We start from the raw sequence: 14,446 nt of genomic DNA, 5'->3' as shown, positions 1-14,446 counted from the left end.
GGCCGATGGTGCCGATGTTGACGTGCGGCAAGCTTCTGTCGAACTTTTCCTTGGACATAACGCACCTCGAAAAATGGAGCCCTGAACCAGGATTGAACTGGTGACCTCATCCTTACCAAGGATGCGCTCTGCCAACTGAGCTATCAGGGCTTGTATTTGCGACTGCAACAACTGGAGCGGGAAATGGGATTCGAACCCACGACATTCAGCTTGGAAGGCTGACGCTCTACCAACTGAGCTATTCCCGCGATTCTGATGGAGGGGGTTGGATTCGAACCAACGAAGGCGTGAACCGGCAGATTTACAGTCTGCTCCCTTTGGCCGCTTGGGTACCCCTCCGTACCGCTCTTCAACTACCGCACAACCACTGTTTCTTCCTACTGCTTTCTTCGCTTCCGGGCCCTCACCCGCGGCCCTCATCACCTGGCCGGCGGCGGGATTTGAACCCGCGACCTACTGATTACAAATCAGTTGCTCTACCGACTGAGCTACACCGGCATCCTGCACTGCCCGGCTGCTTCCCCGACCCGCCCGTCCCTTCGCCGGGGAGCCACCTGCCGTCCCCGTCGAGGGGCGCCCTTGTAGAGGCCCCCGTCATCCAAGTCAAGCAGTTTGCGCCAGGGGGTTCACTTCGTGGCACCCGGACGCGCGCTGCCCCGCTGCCGGGCGGCCTCGTATAGCAGAATCGCCGCCGAAACCGACGCATTCAGCGAGCCCACCTGGCCCAGCATCGGAATCTGCAGGCGGAAGTCGCAGTGCTCCAGGACGCCGGGGCGCACTCCCGCCCCCTCGGCCCCCACCACGACCGCCAGGGGCCCATCCAGACGCGCGCTCCACAAGGGGACCTTCGAGTGGGGGTCCGCCGCGGCGATCCACACGCCCGCCTCCTTCAACTCCTCCAGGGCGCGCGACAGGTTGACCACCCGCGCGATGGGGCAATGCTCCACCGCCCCCGCGGACGCCTTGGCCACCACGCCCGTCACGGGCACCGCCCGGTCCTTCGCGATGACCACGCCATGAGCCCCCAGCGCATGCGCCGAGCGGATGATGGCCCCGAAGTTGTGTGGATCCTGGATGCCGTCCAACACCACCCACAAGGGGGGTTGCTCGCTCTGCGCGGCCGACTCGAGCAGGTCGGAGAACTCCGCGTACTCGAACCCCCTCAGTTCGGCCACCACGCCCTGGTGCACGCCGCCCTCGGCCATCGCCGCCAGGCGCTCGCGCGGCACCCGCTCCACCCGGAGCCCCGCCTCCCTGGCGCGGCTGAGAATCTCCGCCGCGGCCTTCGCCGCCAGCTGTCCCTCGGTGATGAAGAGCCGCTCCACCCTCTGGGCATGAGCACGGAGCGACTCGAGGACCGGATTCACCCCGTAGACGTAGCGCTGCTCGGCGCGCTCGCGCTCTGCTCCCCGCTCACTTCCCCTCGACGAAGGACGCTGGCGCACCACGGGCTAGAGAACCTCGACGGGCACGGAGAACGTCTTCTTCTGCCGGGCACACAACTGCTCCGTGCAGATGAAGAAGGTGAGCTTCGCCTCCACCGTGCCCTTGCCGGCGGCCGTCGCCGAGAACGGCACCTCGAAGCGGGGATCCACGAAGGCCTGCCCCTCGGCCTTCTTCGCCACCGAGTCCTTCAACGCGAGCGTCTTCTGGGGGAAGGAGAGTTGCGCCCCCTCGAGCTCCAGCTTCAGCGGCGCCTCGTCGGACACATGCGCGCCCGGCTTGCTCTTGATGGTCAGCACGAACGTGCCCTGCCCGCCCGTCTTGAGCTGCGTGGACGAGCCCGCGGTGCTCACCTCGTAGAGCGTGGCGGGATCCACGGGGCCTTCGGCGTGGCCCTGGGTGCAGGCAAGGGCCACCACTGCGGCGGCCAGGGTGCAGAGGGGTCGGATGTGCGGCATGGCGCGGTCTCCTGGGCTGTCCAGCGCCCGCCCCTATATCACCCACCCTCCCCCGCTCGCAGGCCTCTTTACGGCTCAACCCTCGGCCTTGGATGCCCGCTTGCGCCGCGGCACGGCCGTCGGCCACGCCTCGGAGGACTCCACCCCGGAGCTCCCCGCCGCCAGTTGCTCGGCGCGCTCGATGATGACGCGGGCCAGGTCCTGCCCCGTGGCCGACTCCATCTCCGCGAGGGCCGGCGAGCTGTTGACCTCGAACACCTTGGGGGGACCCTCTGGCACGTCGAGCAGATCCACCGCCGCGACCTCCAGCCCCACCAGCATGGCCGTCCGCTCCGCCGCCACCCGCTGGGACTCGGTCAATTGCAGCGCCTCCAGCCGCGCGCCCCGGTTGAGCGTGTAGGACAGCCGCCCCACCCGTGGCCGGCGCCGCACCGCCGCCACCGCCCGCCCGCCCACCACCAGCACCCGCACGTCCTTGCCCGAGTGCTGCACGTACTGCTGCACGATGAGGTTGTGTCCCAGGCCCAGGATGGCCTCGAGCGCGGCTTCCAGGGACTGGAGGCTCTCGCACACCATCACCCCGCGCTTCTCCTGGCCCTGCAGCAACTTCACCAGGACCGGCACGCCCCCCACCAGCCCCACCATGGCCTTCAGGTCCGCCGCGTCCCGCGCCATCACCGTCGCCGGGATGTCGATGCCGTGGGCCGACAGCAACTGCAGCGAGCGCATCTTGTTGCGCGACTCGGAGATGGCGCGCGCCGTGTTCACCAGCGGAACCCGGCCCATCGCGAACTGGTTCACCACCGCCAGGCCGTAGTTGTTGATGGACTGCGCGATGCGCGGAATCACCACGTCGCAGGGCGACAGCTTGCGGCGCCGGTAGTACAGGTTGGCGCGCCGCCCATCCAGGTGCATCTCCACCCGCACCGGGTTGAGCACACGCACCTGATGCCCTCTCGCGCGTCCGGCCTCGACCAGACGCTTGGTGGATGAAATGGAGGCGGAGCGCGAGAGGACGGTGATCTTCATGGGGGGCCGGGCCGGAGGCGGCGCAGACATAGCCCCACCCCCTCACCACGTAAAGCCACCCCTGGGAACTACCTCCTCTGGACGGCGCGAACCTCGATTTTCGCGGGCGCCGACGGAGAGGACGCCTCGATGCGATCGCACGTGGAGCCCTGGAACACGATGCCCGGCTCCTTCATCACCCACGTATCCGGCCCGGGCGACAGCCGCTCTCCGTTGAGGTAGACCACCATCAGTTCCTCGGAGGTGGGCCGCTCGGCGGGATCGATGCGCAGCTCGCACGGTGCCTCGGCGATGACTTCCTCGGCGATCGCCCGGAGCGCCTGCGACAGCTGCGTCTTGTTCTCCGCCTCGAAGAAGCTGCGCTTGCACTTGCCGGCGGTGCAGGTGTCGTCCGTGCCGCAATCCGCGTTCGTCGAGCACTTGCGCTCGAATCCACCCTCCACGCCCATGCCCTGGAGCGTCGCCGCGCCCCGAATTCCCGCCTCGGTGTTGGCCTTGAAGTCCGTGCCGAAGCCGATGACGATCGTCTGGATGTCCAGTTTTTCGTCACTGTTGCGCAGCGCTTTCACCGCAGCCACGGAGGCATTCGTGTCGAGGCAGCCAATGCGTTCCGTACCCGACTCGGGGGCGCAGCTCGACAGGATGCAGAAGCAGTCCTGGGATGGGCCGGGGGTCGGATAGTTCTCGTTGCAGTTGGGCAGACCGTCCGTGAGAAGCACCACGAAATCGGCGCGATTATCCTTCCGGAGTTCGGGACGGCTCCCCACGTACGCCAAGCTGCTGCTGGTGGGCGTGCCTCCCTGCGGCACGAGCGAGCCCGCGGGCCCGGAGTTCTTGATGGCCAGCAGCGAGGCCTTCACCTTGCGGGCATTTTCCTTCAGCGTGGCGTCGTCTTCCTTCTCGTCCTCCGGCAAGGGGACACTGATGCCGGACGAGGCCCCACAGCTATCCCCTTCCGGATAGGTGGCGAGGCCGATGCGGGCAATGGTCCCGCTCTCATCGAGGAAGGACGACATCGCGTCCTGCAGATCGCTCCAGCGCGTGGGGCACTTGGTGACGTCGCAGGGATTGGCCGTGGAGCCACATACCGTGCCGTTGACCCTGCACGCCGGCAGGGTGGGGTTCACCGGTGCGGTCATGGAGCCGGACGTGTCCACCAGCAGCATCAGGTTGGGCTTGAGCGCCCGCGCCTCGATGGTCCGCGTCTCCGTCGTCTGCGAAATGGCGAGCGGCTCCACCGGCTCGAAGTCATAGGTCTGGCAAGCCGAGGTGAGAACACCGCTCAGGGTGCCCACCACCAGCGCTCGCAGAAAGGTCAGCTTGGCGCGCATATGTTGAAGTCGCTCCTCGTAAGGCGGGCGCGAGGGAACCCCGCGCCTGAATGTGTCCGGCCACGAAATGGGACCCACAATACCCTCTCCCAGGTCCGCACGGCCAGCCTCAACGCACCGCCTCCCTACAGGGTGAGGGTGCGTGCTCCATCCGTCAGCTTCCACAACGACGCCAGCTCCATCACCTCGTCCAGCGTCCCCCTCAACTCCTCCGGCGTATATCCACAGATTCTTACCGTGGTGTCACACGCCAGCAGGCGAGCGCCCAACTCGCGCGCCTCCGCGAGCATCCGCTCGGGCACCGGCACTCCGAGTCGCTCCGCCCGCTCGCTCTCCACCTGCTCCCGCTCGCTGTGCGGCAGGCCAAAGCGGCCCCTCATCAGCGCGCGCAGGGCGTCGAAGGCGAAGACGAAATACACCTCGTCCCCCTGGGCCGCCGCGGTGACTCCCATCGAGGCGGCCTGGAACGCAGGCTCATACGTGGCGTGCTGCAAGAAGAAGAAGACGCGTCCGGCCATGGCCGCCGCACAATAGCGGCATGCCCCCGCGCGTGGGACGCGGAGTGCACCGGGTCCGTCCAGGCCTCCCGCCTCTCGCCCGGTTTCCATCTCCGGCACGGCCCCCGCGAAAAGCACCCGGACGTCCGGGCGCCCTCCCGCCGGGACTGTGCGACAACGCACCTGGAGGTGATCCTCGCTTCACGCGCGCCCCTCCATTCATTAGATGGAGGCCATGCGCCCCACCGTGCTCCTCTTCGATATCGACGGCACCCTCATCACCAGTGGCGGCTCGGGCCGCCGCTCCCTGGAACTCGCCTTCCACGCGCTGTACCAGCGCCGCGATGCCTGTGACTCCATCAGCCTGTCCGGAATGACGGATCAGGCCATCGTCCGCAAGGCGCTCACCGTCATCGGCGTGGAGCCCACCCCCGGGGCCATCTCCGCCGTCATCGACTCCTATCTCCAGCACCTCGCCGAGCAGGTCCTCCGCGTCGATGACAGCACCTACCGCCTCCACCCCGGCATGCGCGAGGCCGTGGACGCCGCCCTGTCCCGCCCCGGCGTCGCCGTGGGGCTCGGAACGGGCAACGTGCGCGAGGGCGCCCGCATCAAGCTCAGCCGCGTGGGCATCCATGATCGCTTCGCCTTCGGTGGCTTCGGCTGCGACCACGAGAACCGCGTCGAGCTCATCCGGCATGGCGCCCGGAGTGGAGCCGCCCGGCTCGGCGTCCCCCTCGAGGAGTGCCGGATCGTCGTCATCGGGGACACGCCCAAGGACGTCGACGCCGCCAAGGGCATTGGTGCCCGCTGCATCGGCGTGGGCACCGGCAACTTCTCCCCCGAGGACCTGCTCGCCGCGGGCGCCGACCACGCCTACGCCGATTTCACCGCGCGCGAAGCCCTCTCCACCCTGCTCGACGGCCCCTGAGCCCCCGGTACTTCCGGCACCCCCTCTCCCCGGCTGTGGTATCTCCGGCCCCCCGCCCGGGTACCGCTGGAGGCCCCTCTCCCATGTCGCTGTCCACCCTCGAAGCCTACGATCTCGTCCGTTTCGCCGAGGCCTTCGACTCGCGCCTCGCCTCCGCCGACGAGCTGCTCGCGGGCCGCTCGGGCCTGGAGCGCGAGAAGGAGTGGCTCGCCACCGCCCTCCAGATCGTCCGCACCGAGCGCGCCCCCGCCCAGGCCGTCCTCGAGAAGGTGCGCGATCTGCCCGAGCTGGAGGAGGTGCGCGAGGAGTTCGCCTACACCCTCCAGAACGCCTGGGTCGACACCCTGGAGAAGGTCCACGCCGGCATCACCTTCTGCGCGAGCAGCCGCGCCCCCGTCATCGAGGCGCTCTTCCCCCACCTCAAGTTCCCCCAGCTGCGCCGCGCCTCCCGCGAGGCCCTCCAGGAGTTCGTCGCGGGCTACGAGCGCCGGCTGAAGTCCTCCTACGTCTCGCGCATCCTCGCCCGCGACGACTTCGCCTTCGTGCGCCCCGTGCTGGAGCAGGTGGCCACCGCCTACGCCCACTGGCAGTCCTGCTTCGCCCCCGTGCAGCTTCCCCACGAGCAGGCCGCTCCCCTGCGCGCCGAGCTCATCGCGCTCGGCAAGCGGCTCGACCTCGCCCTGCGCCAGGCCCGCTGCCTCGCCGAGGCCGCCCTCGCGCCCCTCCCCGACGCCTTCGAGAACTCCGGCCTCGCCGCCAAGCCGCGCAGGCGCGCCGCACGCGGACTGCCGCTCGCGGAGTCCGGTGAGCTCACGGTCCCCGAGTCCCAGGAGCCCGCCGCCGAGCTCAGCGAGGCTCCTCCCCGCGAGCCGGATTCCGAGGAGCCCAGCGCCGCCGAGCTGGCGGAACTCGCGGCGCTCTCCGGCTCCGCCCCACCCCCGGCCGGGTCCGCCGAGCCCGTCCCACCGCCGCCGCCCGCGCCTCCAGAGCCCGAGCCTCCCGCCTCTCCCCTGACCGCCGAGCCTTCCGCCTCCTCGGCCGAGGACTCCGCGCCGCCCGAGGCCCCGCCCGCTCCCGAGCCGAAGGCCGCCAGGCCTCCCACCAAGCGCGGCCGCAAGAAGGCCGAATCCAAGGCTCCCACTCCGGAGTAGATCCGAAACGCGGTGGCCCCGGGCCCCGTCATCGAGGAACTGGCCATGGCCGACGTCGCCCTCCCCATCGATCCGCTCCTGCCGCAGCTCGTCACCACCCTGCGCGCCGCCTCCTCGCTCGTGCTGGAGGCCCCTCCGGGCGCGGGCAAGACGACCCGCGTGCCCCGCGCCCTGCTCGAGGCCGGCATCGGCCAGGGCAAGGAAATCGTCGTCCTCCAACCCCGCCGCCTCCCCACCCGGCTCGCCGCCCAGCGCGTGTCCGAGGAGATCGGCGAGCGCGTGGGCGAGACCGTCGGCTACCAGGTGCGCTTCGAGGACGTGCGCGGCCCCAAGACCCGGCTGTCCTTCGTCACCGAGGGCGTCCTCGGCCGCCGCCTCCTGTCGGACCCCACCCTGCGCGACGTGTCCGTCGTCGTGCTCGACGAGTTCCACGAGCGCCACCTCTCCGCCGACATCTCGCTCGCCCTGCTGCGCCGGCTCCAGCTCGGCCCCCGGCCCGATCTGAAGATCGTGGTGATGTCCGCCACGCTCGAGGCCGCCCCCATCAGCGCCTACCTCGGCCAGTGCCCCACCCTGCGCTCCGAGGGCCGCCGCTTCGACGTCAGCCTCGAGTACCTCCCCGCCCCCGACGAGCGCTACCTCGATGCCCAGGTGCTCTCCGGCATCAAGCGGCTGCACGCCAACGGGCTCGATGGCGACGTGCTCGTCTTCCTCCCCGGCGCCGGCGAAATCCGCCGCGCCCGCGACACCTGCGCCGAGTTCGCCGAGCGCCACGACATGGAGCTGCTCCCCCTGCACGGCGACCTGCCCCCCGCCGAGCAGGATCGCGCCGTGCGCCGCAGCTCGCGCCGGAAGATCATCCTCTCCACCAACGTGGCGGAGACCTCCGTCACCATCGACGGCGTCGCCGCCGTCATCGACAGTGGCCTGGCGCGCGTGGCCTCGCACTCGCCCTGGTCCGGCCTGCCCATCCTCAAGCTCGCCAAGGTGAGCCGCGCCTCCGCCACCCAGCGCGCCGGCCGCGCCGGCCGCACCCGCTCCGGCCACTGCCTGCGCCTCTACACCCAGCACGACTTCGACGGCCGTCCCGAGCAGGACGCCCCCGAAATCCGCCGCATGGACCTGGCCGAGACCGTGCTCTCCCTGCGCGCCGCCGGCATCCAGGACCTGGGCGCCTTCCCCTTCTTCGAGGCCCCACCGGCCGCCTCGCTCGAGGCCGCGGAGACCCTGCTGCGCCGCCTGGGCGCCGTGGACCCCAAGGGCAAGGTGACCGACATCGGCCAGCGGCTGCTGCGCTTTCCCCTCCACCCCCGCCAGGCGCGCATCATCGTCGAGGGCGAGCGCCGGGGAGTTGGCGCCGACGCGGCCCTGCTCGCCGCGCTCGTGGGCGAGCGCGACATCCGCCGCGAGGCACGCACCCAGATGTCGGGCCCGGGCCGCGCCGCCCACGTCGTCGCCGGGCCCTCGGACCTGCTGGACTTGAGCGAGCGCTTCCGTCAGGCCGAACGCGCCCAGTTCGCCTCCGGCCGCGTGCAGTCCCTCTCCCTGGAGCCGGGCGCCGTGCAGGCCGTGGACCGGGTCCAGCGCCAGTTGCGGCGTGCCGTGCGCGAACAGGGCGCGAAGCCCCCCACCCCCGAGGCCCAGGAGCAGGCGCTGATGCTCAGCGTGCTCGCGGGCTATCCGGACCGGGTGGCCCGGCGCCGCAAGCCCCGCGCGCCCGATCTGCTGCTCTTCGGCGGCGGCACCGCGCAGCTCTCCGAGAACAGCACCGTCCAGGAGCCCGAGCTGCTCGTCGCCGTGGACATCGAGGAGCGTCCGGGCCGGGGCGTCATCGTCCGGCTCGCCAGCTCCGTGGAGCCCGAGTGGCTGCTCGATCTCTACCCCGATGCCCTCGAGGAGGTGGACACCCTGCAGTGGAACGCCGAGGCGCGGCGCGTCGAGCGCATCACCCGCCTGGCCTACGGCAACCTCGTGCTCGAGGAGACCCGCGCCCCCGCGCCCCCGTCCGAGGCCACCGCGCGCGTGCTCGTGGAACAGGCGCTCGCCGCGGGCCCGGGCCGCTTCGCCAATCCCGAGGCCCTGCTGCACTGGCGCACCCGCGTGGCGCTGCTCGCCCAGGCCTTCCCCGAGGCGGGCTTCCCCCAGGTGGACGACGCCTTCATGCGCGACGCGCTCGCCTCCCTGTGCGCCGGGGCCCGGAGCTTCGCGGACCTCGAGGGCGTGTCCCTGCTCGATGCGCTCCAGGCCCGGCTCACCCAGGAGCAGGCCCGGCTGTTGTCCCAGCATGCCCCGTCGAAGGTCTCCCTGCCCGGAGGCCGCCAGGCCCAGGTGAACTACGAGCCCGGCAAGCCGCCCTGGGTCGAGTCCCGCCTCCAGGACTTCTTCGGCATGGCCCAGGGGCCCAGCGTCTGCGCCGGACGGGTGCCGCTCGTGCTGCACCTGCTCGCGCCCAACATGCGCGCCGTGCAGGTGACGACCGACCTCGCCGGTTTCTGGGAGCGGCACTACCCCGCGCTGCGCAAGGAGCTGTGCCGCAAGTACCCCAAGCACAGCTGGCCCGAGGATCCCCGCCACGCGCAGACGCCCGCCGAGCGCGGACGGAGAATCTGACGAGGCGCGGCGGGGCGCGCCAGGCGCCCCGGGAAGACTCAGAGCTTCTTGCGCATCTCCAGGTGCTCGATGCCCGCCTCGTCGAACACCTCGCCCCAGGGCGTGTAGCCCTTCTTCTTGTAGAACTCGAGCGCGTAGAGCTGCGAGTTGAGCACGATGCCCTGGACGCCGCGGTTGCGCGCCTCCTCTTCCAGCGCCGCCAGCAGGCTTCCGCCCACGTTGGCCTTGCGGTGCGCCTTGAGCACCGCCATGCGGCCGACCTTCGCCCACGTCCCCTTCTCTCCGGGAGGAGGCTCCGGCAACATCACGAGACGCCCCGTCCCAATGGCGTGGCCGCCCTGGAACGCGAGCACATGGTAGGCCTTGGCATCCTCGGCATCGCGCTCGATGCCCTCGGGAACGTGCTGCTCCTCGATGAACACCACCTCGCGGATGGCGAGCGCCTGGAACAGCTCCGCTTCGGAGCGAATCTGGGCGATGGTGACCGGCTGGGGGTTGTCCGGGTTCGACATATCGCCGAGCAAGGTACACAAATCCCGGCGGCTCAAACAGACCAAAAGGCGGACTCGCCCGGGTGCACTCTCCGTCTTATCCCAACGAGTACTCCCCGCCGTGCTACCCTGACACGTGATGCGATCCGCCCTCCTCGCACTCGTCCTCTCGCTCTCTTCCCTTCCCGCCGCGGCCCAGCCGGAGGTCTTCTTCGGCCCCAACCGCGAAGCGCCCAACCTCAAGGAGGAGGACTTCGACCGCCGCTTCCTCCGCTCCGGCTTCTACCAGGCGCTCTCTCGGGGAACGAACGACGCCAACTGCGCCCGGCTGCTCGGCGGCATGCTCACGCTGCTCGGCGAGACCGCGCCCCTGCTGCACAAGCGCGACGAGAACTTCTACCTGGATCCCCTGCTCGTCCAGGCGCTCAACACCCAGCTGAGCACCCCGCGCTTCCAGGCCAACGCGTACCTGGTGGCCATGGTGCGGCGCGTGTTGATCGATCGAAAGCTGCCCGAGAGCTGGTTCCAGACCGCGTCCACCCTCGGGCCCCTGGTGCTCACCATCGACGTGGGCAAGCTGCGCTTCCTGGCCGAGGGCCTCCAGCCCATCGACAGCTTCTTCCTCACCCTGCCGACCCTGCGCGAGCGCTACGACATCGAGGTCCGGCGCGCCACCGCCACCGCCGCGCGCTCCGCCGAGAAGATGTTCCGCGAGAACTACCTCGACCGTCAGGTGGCCTTTGGTGACCTGCGGCTCGTGGACGTGACGGTGGAGCAGCCCAAGAAGCCCAAGAAGCGCAAGGGCCAGCCCGAGGAGGAAGCCCCACCGCCCACCGCCGTGGCCCGCCTGCTGTGGTATCCGCCCGACCCCAACGCCGGGAAGATCGATCCCTTCAGCAAGTACAAGCCCCTCGAGGTGCGCATCACCGCGAAGCTCGCCGCCCAGCAGTACCTGGACCTGAGCCGCATTCCCAAGGGCACCCGGCTGATGGTGCGCGGGCGCTTCTGGTCCTTCGCCAAGGGCGTGGACGAGTTGGAGCTGCGCGACGCCCTCATCTTCCAGGATCGCGACTGGTCCCAGGGCAACCTCCTGGTGGACCCCGCCTCCGTGGCGCAGTGCCCCGTCGCCATCAATGATCTGATGGGCGCGGCGCCCACCCAGGCCGGGGCCTTCGGACAGCCCCGCCGCTAGGCTTCGCGGGACCCGCACCATCCCGGCGGCGAGTCCCCCGTCCATGACGGGAGAGGGCTCGCCGCGAAGTCTCCCCGCGGCCCTCCATGGCACACCCCGTGCTCCCGGAGAGGCTCCCCCCACGCCGCGAGGGAGCATGAAGGTCGACGATCGCCCAGACACCCCACCCACCCGGTCCGTCCCGGAGAAGGACCGCTTCCAGGAACTGATGAAGAGGGCTCCGCCCGAGCCGGCGAAGCGCCCGCCGCCGGGGGCGCAGGGGGTGCGCCCGCCCGGAGTGCTCGCCCGGGGAAGCCTCGGCGTCCGTGCCGCCCCCGGCTCCCTCCAGATCGCTCCCCGAGGAGCGTTCGCCAGCGCCGAGCAACTGGGACGGGTGCGCCAGGGGCTGAGTGCCGAGGCCCACCGGCTGGGAGAGGTCCGGGGGGAAGCCCACCAGACGAACCAGGAACGGGTCCACCACCGTCTGACGGCGCTCATCGCCCGCGAACTGGCGCGGGAATCGCCCCCGGAACCGGTGACGGGCAAAGGGGAGTCGGCGGCCCGAGGCGCGGAGCTCCTCCCGGCTGAACCGCCAGACGCCCGCCCCACCCCACCCGGGACACGCCTGGAAGGGGGCTCGGGCCCGGCGACGACCGGGGCCGCCCCGCCCGAGGAGACGCGCGTCCAGGCCACCCTGGAGCTCATCGAGAAGATCGAGGTGTTCGTGCGCTCGCAGCGGCCCGCGCTCGCGATGCGGCTGGGCGGGGCGTTGGAGACCACGGTGGAGGTGGAGCGCACGGGCCCCCGCGAGGTGGCGCTGCGCATCCAGGGCCACCGCGGGCCCCTCCCCCGGGAGAACCTGGCCCGCATCCAGGAGGAGCTGGCCGCGCGAGGACTGAGGCTCAAGGCCCTGTCGAGCGCCTGAGCCCCCACGGGCAAAAGGAAAGGCCCCGCGCCTCACGGCACGGGGCCTTGGATGCCCGCGGGATGACTACTTGCCGGGATTGAGATCCAGCAGTTCGCGCTTGCCCTTCTTGTCCTTGAACTCCTCCGCCTCCGGCAGGGCCGCGCGCTTCTCGGCGATGTTCGGCCACTTGGGGGCGTAGTCCGCGTTGATCTTCTGGTACTCCTTCCACTCCTTGGGCAGCTCCGACTCCGGGAAGATCGCCTTCGTCGGGCAGACGGGCTCGCACGCACCGCAATCGATGCACTCGTCCGGGTGGATGACCAGGAAGTTGGCCCCCTCATAGAAGCAGTTGACGGGGCAGACTTCGACGCAGTCGGTGTACTTGCACTTGATGCAAGGCTCGGCAACTACATAAGCCATTGAGATCTCCGATAGGACAGGACCGTGCGCACCCACAGTAGTGGGTTGTCACGGGGGAGGCACTCCTAAATTGAGTGCCCTCCTCTACCTCATCCAAGGAGCCCCTGGGCACGCATCAGTTCGGCCACGAGGATCGCTCCCTTGGCCGCTCCCATCTTGGTGTTGTGGGATACCAGCACGTATTTGAAGCCATTCTCCAACACCGAGTCCTCGCGCACCCGGCCCACGGTGGTGGCCATGCCCCCGTGGGTGTCCCGGTCCAGGCGGGGCTGGGGCCGGAACGGCTCGTCGAGCACCTCGATCCAGCGCGGCGGAGCCGACGGAAGCTGACGCGCCACCTCGGCGCCCCGCCACTCGCGCATCGCCGCCACCACCTCCTGCACGGAGGCCTTGCGGGAGAGCGACACGAAGACGGACTCGGTGTGGCCCTCCATCACCGCCACCCGGGTGCAGGTGCACGAGACGCTCACGTCATGCGGGGTCAGGGCGGCGCCCCCGGCGTTGAGCGTGCCCAGGATCTTCTTCGTCTCCACCTGGACCTTCTCCTCTTCCTTGGGGATGTAGGGAATGACGTTGTCCAGGATGTCCAGGCCGATGACGCCCGGTGAGCGGCCCGCGCCGGACATGGCCTGCAGCGAGGTCATCAGCACGGACTTGACGCCGAAGTGCTCGGCGAGCGGGGCCAGGGTGATGGCCAGGCCCGTGGTGGTGCAGTTGGGGATGGGGACGATGAAGCCCTTCCAGCCCCGCTGCTTCTGCTGCGCGCGGATGAGCGGCGCATGGGAGGCGTTGACCGGAGGGATGAGCAGCGGGACGTCCGCCTCGTAGCGGAAGGCGCTGGCCGCGGAGAACACGGGGATGTCGCGGGCGAGCCGGGGCTCGAGTTCCTTGGCCACATCCGACTCCACCGCCGAGAAGGCGATGTCATAGTCCCGGGCGTTGATCTGCTCCCCGCCCATCACCTTCAGCTTCGCGACGGACTCCGGGAGCGGCTCGGGGACGAACCAGGCCGTCATCCCATTGGCGGCGCGCAACGCCTCCACGTAGGACTTGCCCGCCGAGCGCGGCGAGGCCGCCAGGCCCGTGAGTTCGATGTCGGGGTGCTCCTTGAGCGCGGAGATGAACTGCTGGCCGGCGAGTCCGGTGGCACCGATCAGCACGGCACGAAGCTTGGCCATGACGAGACATCCTTAGGTGTGGGGCGTGGATTGCCCCGCGTCTTTACATGCTTTGACACCACACGACCCACTGCCCGGGGGTGCACCAGATGCTCCGGATTCTCAACAAGCCCCGCTGGCCATGACCTGCGGGACATGATGGCTCTCGGTAGGCATCCCCTGGCTCAGCCACCCCTGGAGACCCCCCTCCAGGCACACCGCGTTGAAGCCCAGGCGCTGCAACAGCCGGCAGACCCGACGGGCGTCGGAGCCATCTGGAGCACACCCACACACCACGATGAGTTCGTCGTCGGGCAGCACCGACCCCTCCCGAAGAATCTCCTCGAAGGGCATCCACAAGGCGCCGGGGACATGGTGCCCGTAGCGAGCCCAATCCTCGGGCTCGCGACAGTCGAGGACGAGCACCTCATCATCTCCAAGCCGCACGTACAGCTCGGCACAGGGCATACGGGCATCCACCACCCGGAACCTCCTGTTGCGGTGTCTATTAGGGGCAACCCGGAGCCCCATTAATCCCATCCCGGAGGCAGGCAGCCGCCCTGGGTGCTCTACGAGCCCGGAACCGCCCCGGAACCCCACGCTCCTGTCTTGACCCGGCGGATTCAGGTCCATATAAGGCCGTACGCACGGTTCGCGGCGCCATAGCCAAGTGGTAAGGCAAGGGTCTGCAAAACCCTCATTCCCCGGTTCGAATCCGGGTGGCGCCTCATCAAGACAAGGCCCGATGTGGACTCCGGTCCTCATCGGGCCTTCGTGTTTGCGCTGACCGCATCGTCCACGAGCGGGCGGGAGGAGGCTCGTCGCCCCCCTTGCCTCGTGGGAGACCCTC

14 protein-coding genes and 5 tRNA genes are annotated in these 14,446 nt (G+C 69.8%); 6 read left to right on the top strand and 13 right to left on the bottom strand.

What is annotated here, in order from left to right:
* Nucleotides 1-74 precede the first annotated feature (74 nt).
* The 9 genes from D187_RS47060 to D187_RS47020 form a co-directional block, all read right to left on the bottom strand.
* A tRNA-Thr gene (locus tag D187_RS47060) sits at nucleotides 75-150 on the bottom strand.
* A 22-nt stretch (nucleotides 151-172) separates the two neighbouring features.
* A tRNA-Gly gene (locus D187_RS47055) sits at nucleotides 173-248 on the bottom strand.
* Between the two features lie 8 nt (nucleotides 249-256).
* A tRNA-Tyr gene (locus D187_RS47050) sits at nucleotides 257-339 on the bottom strand.
* A gap of 86 nt (nucleotides 340-425) precedes the next feature.
* Nucleotides 426-498, bottom strand: a tRNA-Thr gene (locus D187_RS47045).
* A gap of 128 nt (nucleotides 499-626) precedes the next feature.
* The gene (gene rlmB, locus D187_RS47040) at nucleotides 627-1,445 is read right to left on the bottom strand and encodes a 23S rRNA (guanosine(2251)-2'-O)-methyltransferase RlmB (RefSeq protein ID WP_043435448.1); all 819 of its coding nucleotides are present in this window, start codon (nucleotides 1,443-1,445) and stop codon (nucleotides 627-629) included.
* Nucleotides 1,446-1,451: 6 nt separating this feature from the next.
* Nucleotides 1,452-1,901: a hypothetical protein gene (locus tag D187_RS47035; protein ID WP_002627284.1), complete on the bottom strand. Its 450-nt coding sequence runs from the start codon at nucleotides 1,899-1,901 to the stop codon at nucleotides 1,452-1,454.
* Between the two features lie 75 nt (nucleotides 1,902-1,976).
* Nucleotides 1,977-2,930: an ATP-grasp domain-containing protein gene (locus D187_RS47030; protein ID WP_043435249.1), complete on the bottom strand. Its 954-nt coding sequence runs from the start codon at nucleotides 2,928-2,930 to the stop codon at nucleotides 1,977-1,979.
* A 68-nt stretch (nucleotides 2,931-2,998) separates the two neighbouring features.
* Nucleotides 2,999-4,261 carry an adventurous gliding motility lipoprotein CglB gene (cglB, locus tag D187_RS47025; RefSeq protein ID WP_002627282.1) on the bottom strand — a complete coding sequence of 421 codons (1,263 nt, stop codon included), beginning with the start codon at nucleotides 4,259-4,261 and terminating at the stop codon, nucleotides 2,999-3,001.
* Between the two features lie 125 nt (nucleotides 4,262-4,386).
* On the bottom strand, nucleotides 4,387-4,779 hold the full coding sequence (locus D187_RS47020; RefSeq protein WP_002627281.1) for a DsrE family protein: 393 nt from the start codon (nucleotides 4,777-4,779) through the stop codon (nucleotides 4,387-4,389).
* A gap of 205 nt (nucleotides 4,780-4,984) precedes the next feature.
* Here D187_RS47020 and D187_RS47015 point away from each other — a divergent pair, with 205 nt between their 5' ends.
* The 3 genes from D187_RS47015 (at nucleotide 4,985) to hrpB (ending at nucleotide 9,450) form a co-directional block, all read left to right on the top strand.
* Nucleotides 4,985-5,689 (top strand): HAD family hydrolase, encoded by a 705-nt coding sequence (locus D187_RS47015; protein ID WP_002627280.1) that lies wholly within the window; start codon nucleotides 4,985-4,987, stop codon nucleotides 5,687-5,689.
* An 83-nt stretch (nucleotides 5,690-5,772) separates the two neighbouring features.
* Nucleotides 5,773-6,840: a hypothetical protein gene (locus tag D187_RS47010; RefSeq protein ID WP_002627279.1), complete on the top strand. Its 1,068-nt coding sequence runs from the start codon at nucleotides 5,773-5,775 to the stop codon at nucleotides 6,838-6,840.
* A gap of 45 nt (nucleotides 6,841-6,885) precedes the next feature.
* Complete coding sequence (hrpB, locus tag D187_RS47005) at nucleotides 6,886-9,450, top strand: ATP-dependent helicase HrpB (RefSeq protein WP_043435446.1); 2,565 nt, start codon at nucleotides 6,886-6,888, stop codon at nucleotides 9,448-9,450.
* Between the two features lie 38 nt (nucleotides 9,451-9,488).
* Here hrpB and D187_RS47000 read toward each other — a convergent pair whose 3' ends face one another.
* Nucleotides 9,489-9,962 carry a GNAT family N-acetyltransferase gene (locus D187_RS47000; protein ID WP_002627277.1) on the bottom strand — a complete coding sequence of 158 codons (474 nt, stop codon included), beginning with the start codon at nucleotides 9,960-9,962 and terminating at the stop codon, nucleotides 9,489-9,491.
* Nucleotides 9,963-10,080: 118 nt separating this feature from the next.
* Here D187_RS47000 and D187_RS46995 point away from each other — a divergent pair, with 118 nt between their 5' ends.
* Both D187_RS46995 and D187_RS46990 read left to right on the top strand, forming a co-directional pair.
* Entirely contained in the window at nucleotides 10,081-11,133 is a 1,053-nt protein-coding gene (locus tag D187_RS46995) for a hypothetical protein (protein WP_002627276.1), read from the top strand.
* A gap of 136 nt (nucleotides 11,134-11,269) precedes the next feature.
* Entirely contained in the window at nucleotides 11,270-12,037 is a 768-nt protein-coding gene (locus D187_RS46990) for a hypothetical protein (RefSeq protein ID WP_002627275.1), read from the top strand.
* A gap of 66 nt (nucleotides 12,038-12,103) precedes the next feature.
* Here the strand turns inward: D187_RS46990 and fdxA are convergent, their stop codons facing one another.
* The 3 genes from fdxA to D187_RS46975 form a co-directional block, all read right to left on the bottom strand.
* Nucleotides 12,104-12,439: a ferredoxin FdxA gene (gene fdxA, locus D187_RS46985; RefSeq protein ID WP_002627274.1), complete on the bottom strand. Its 336-nt coding sequence runs from the start codon at nucleotides 12,437-12,439 to the stop codon at nucleotides 12,104-12,106.
* Nucleotides 12,440-12,528: 89 nt separating this feature from the next.
* The gene (gene asd / locus D187_RS46980; protein WP_002627273.1) at nucleotides 12,529-13,617 is read right to left on the bottom strand and encodes an aspartate-semialdehyde dehydrogenase; all 1,089 of its coding nucleotides are present in this window, start codon (nucleotides 13,615-13,617) and stop codon (nucleotides 12,529-12,531) included.
* A 102-nt stretch (nucleotides 13,618-13,719) separates the two neighbouring features.
* Nucleotides 13,720-14,079 carry a rhodanese-like domain-containing protein gene (locus D187_RS46975; RefSeq protein ID WP_002627272.1) on the bottom strand — a complete coding sequence of 120 codons (360 nt, stop codon included), beginning with the start codon at nucleotides 14,077-14,079 and terminating at the stop codon, nucleotides 13,720-13,722.
* Between the two features lie 173 nt (nucleotides 14,080-14,252).
* Here D187_RS46975 and D187_RS46970 point away from each other — a divergent pair.
* Nucleotides 14,253-14,324 (top strand) — tRNA-Cys (locus D187_RS46970).
* Nucleotides 14,325-14,446 lie beyond the last annotated feature (122 nt).

It is taken from the genome of Cystobacter fuscus DSM 2262, from assembly GCF_000335475.2.
Taxonomy (GTDB): Bacteria; Myxococcota; Myxococcia; order Myxococcales; family Myxococcaceae; genus Cystobacter; species Cystobacter fuscus.
Note: the sequence above shows the minus strand (reverse complement) of the source record. Positions and strands in the feature narration are given on the sequence as shown.

What these genes read in the sequence shown, in the direction of transcription:
- cglB (WP_002627282.1), bottom strand. Translation starts at nt 4,261, where the DNA reads ATGCGCGCCAAGCTGACCTTTCTGCGAGCGCTGGTGGTGGGCACCCTG.
- hrpB (WP_043435446.1), top strand. Translation starts at nt 6,886, where the DNA reads ATGGCCGACGTCGCCCTCCCCATCGATCCGCTCCTGCCGCAGCTCGTC.
- D187_RS47035 (WP_002627284.1), bottom strand. Translation starts at nt 1,901, where the DNA reads ATGCCGCACATCCGACCCCTCTGCACCCTGGCCGCCGCAGTGGTGGCC.
- D187_RS47030 (WP_043435249.1), bottom strand. Translation starts at nt 2,930, where the DNA reads ATGAAGATCACCGTCCTCTCGCGCTCCGCCTCCATTTCATCCACCAAG.
- D187_RS47015 (WP_002627280.1), top strand. Translation starts at nt 4,985, where the DNA reads ATGGAGGCCATGCGCCCCACCGTGCTCCTCTTCGATATCGACGGCACC.
- D187_RS46995 (WP_002627276.1), top strand. Translation starts at nt 10,081, where the DNA reads ATGCGATCCGCCCTCCTCGCACTCGTCCTCTCGCTCTCTTCCCTTCCC.
- asd (WP_002627273.1), bottom strand. Translation starts at nt 13,617, where the DNA reads ATGGCCAAGCTTCGTGCCGTGCTGATCGGTGCCACCGGACTCGCCGGC.
- D187_RS47010 (WP_002627279.1), top strand. Translation starts at nt 5,773, where the DNA reads ATGTCGCTGTCCACCCTCGAAGCCTACGATCTCGTCCGTTTCGCCGAG.
- D187_RS47020 (WP_002627281.1), bottom strand. Translation starts at nt 4,779, where the DNA reads ATGGCCGGACGCGTCTTCTTCTTCTTGCAGCACGCCACGTATGAGCCT.
- fdxA (WP_002627274.1), bottom strand. Translation starts at nt 12,439, where the DNA reads ATGGCTTATGTAGTTGCCGAGCCTTGCATCAAGTGCAAGTACACCGAC.
- D187_RS47000 (WP_002627277.1), bottom strand. Translation starts at nt 9,962, where the DNA reads ATGTCGAACCCGGACAACCCCCAGCCGGTCACCATCGCCCAGATTCGC.
- D187_RS46990 (WP_002627275.1), top strand. Translation starts at nt 11,270, where the DNA reads ATGAAGGTCGACGATCGCCCAGACACCCCACCCACCCGGTCCGTCCCG.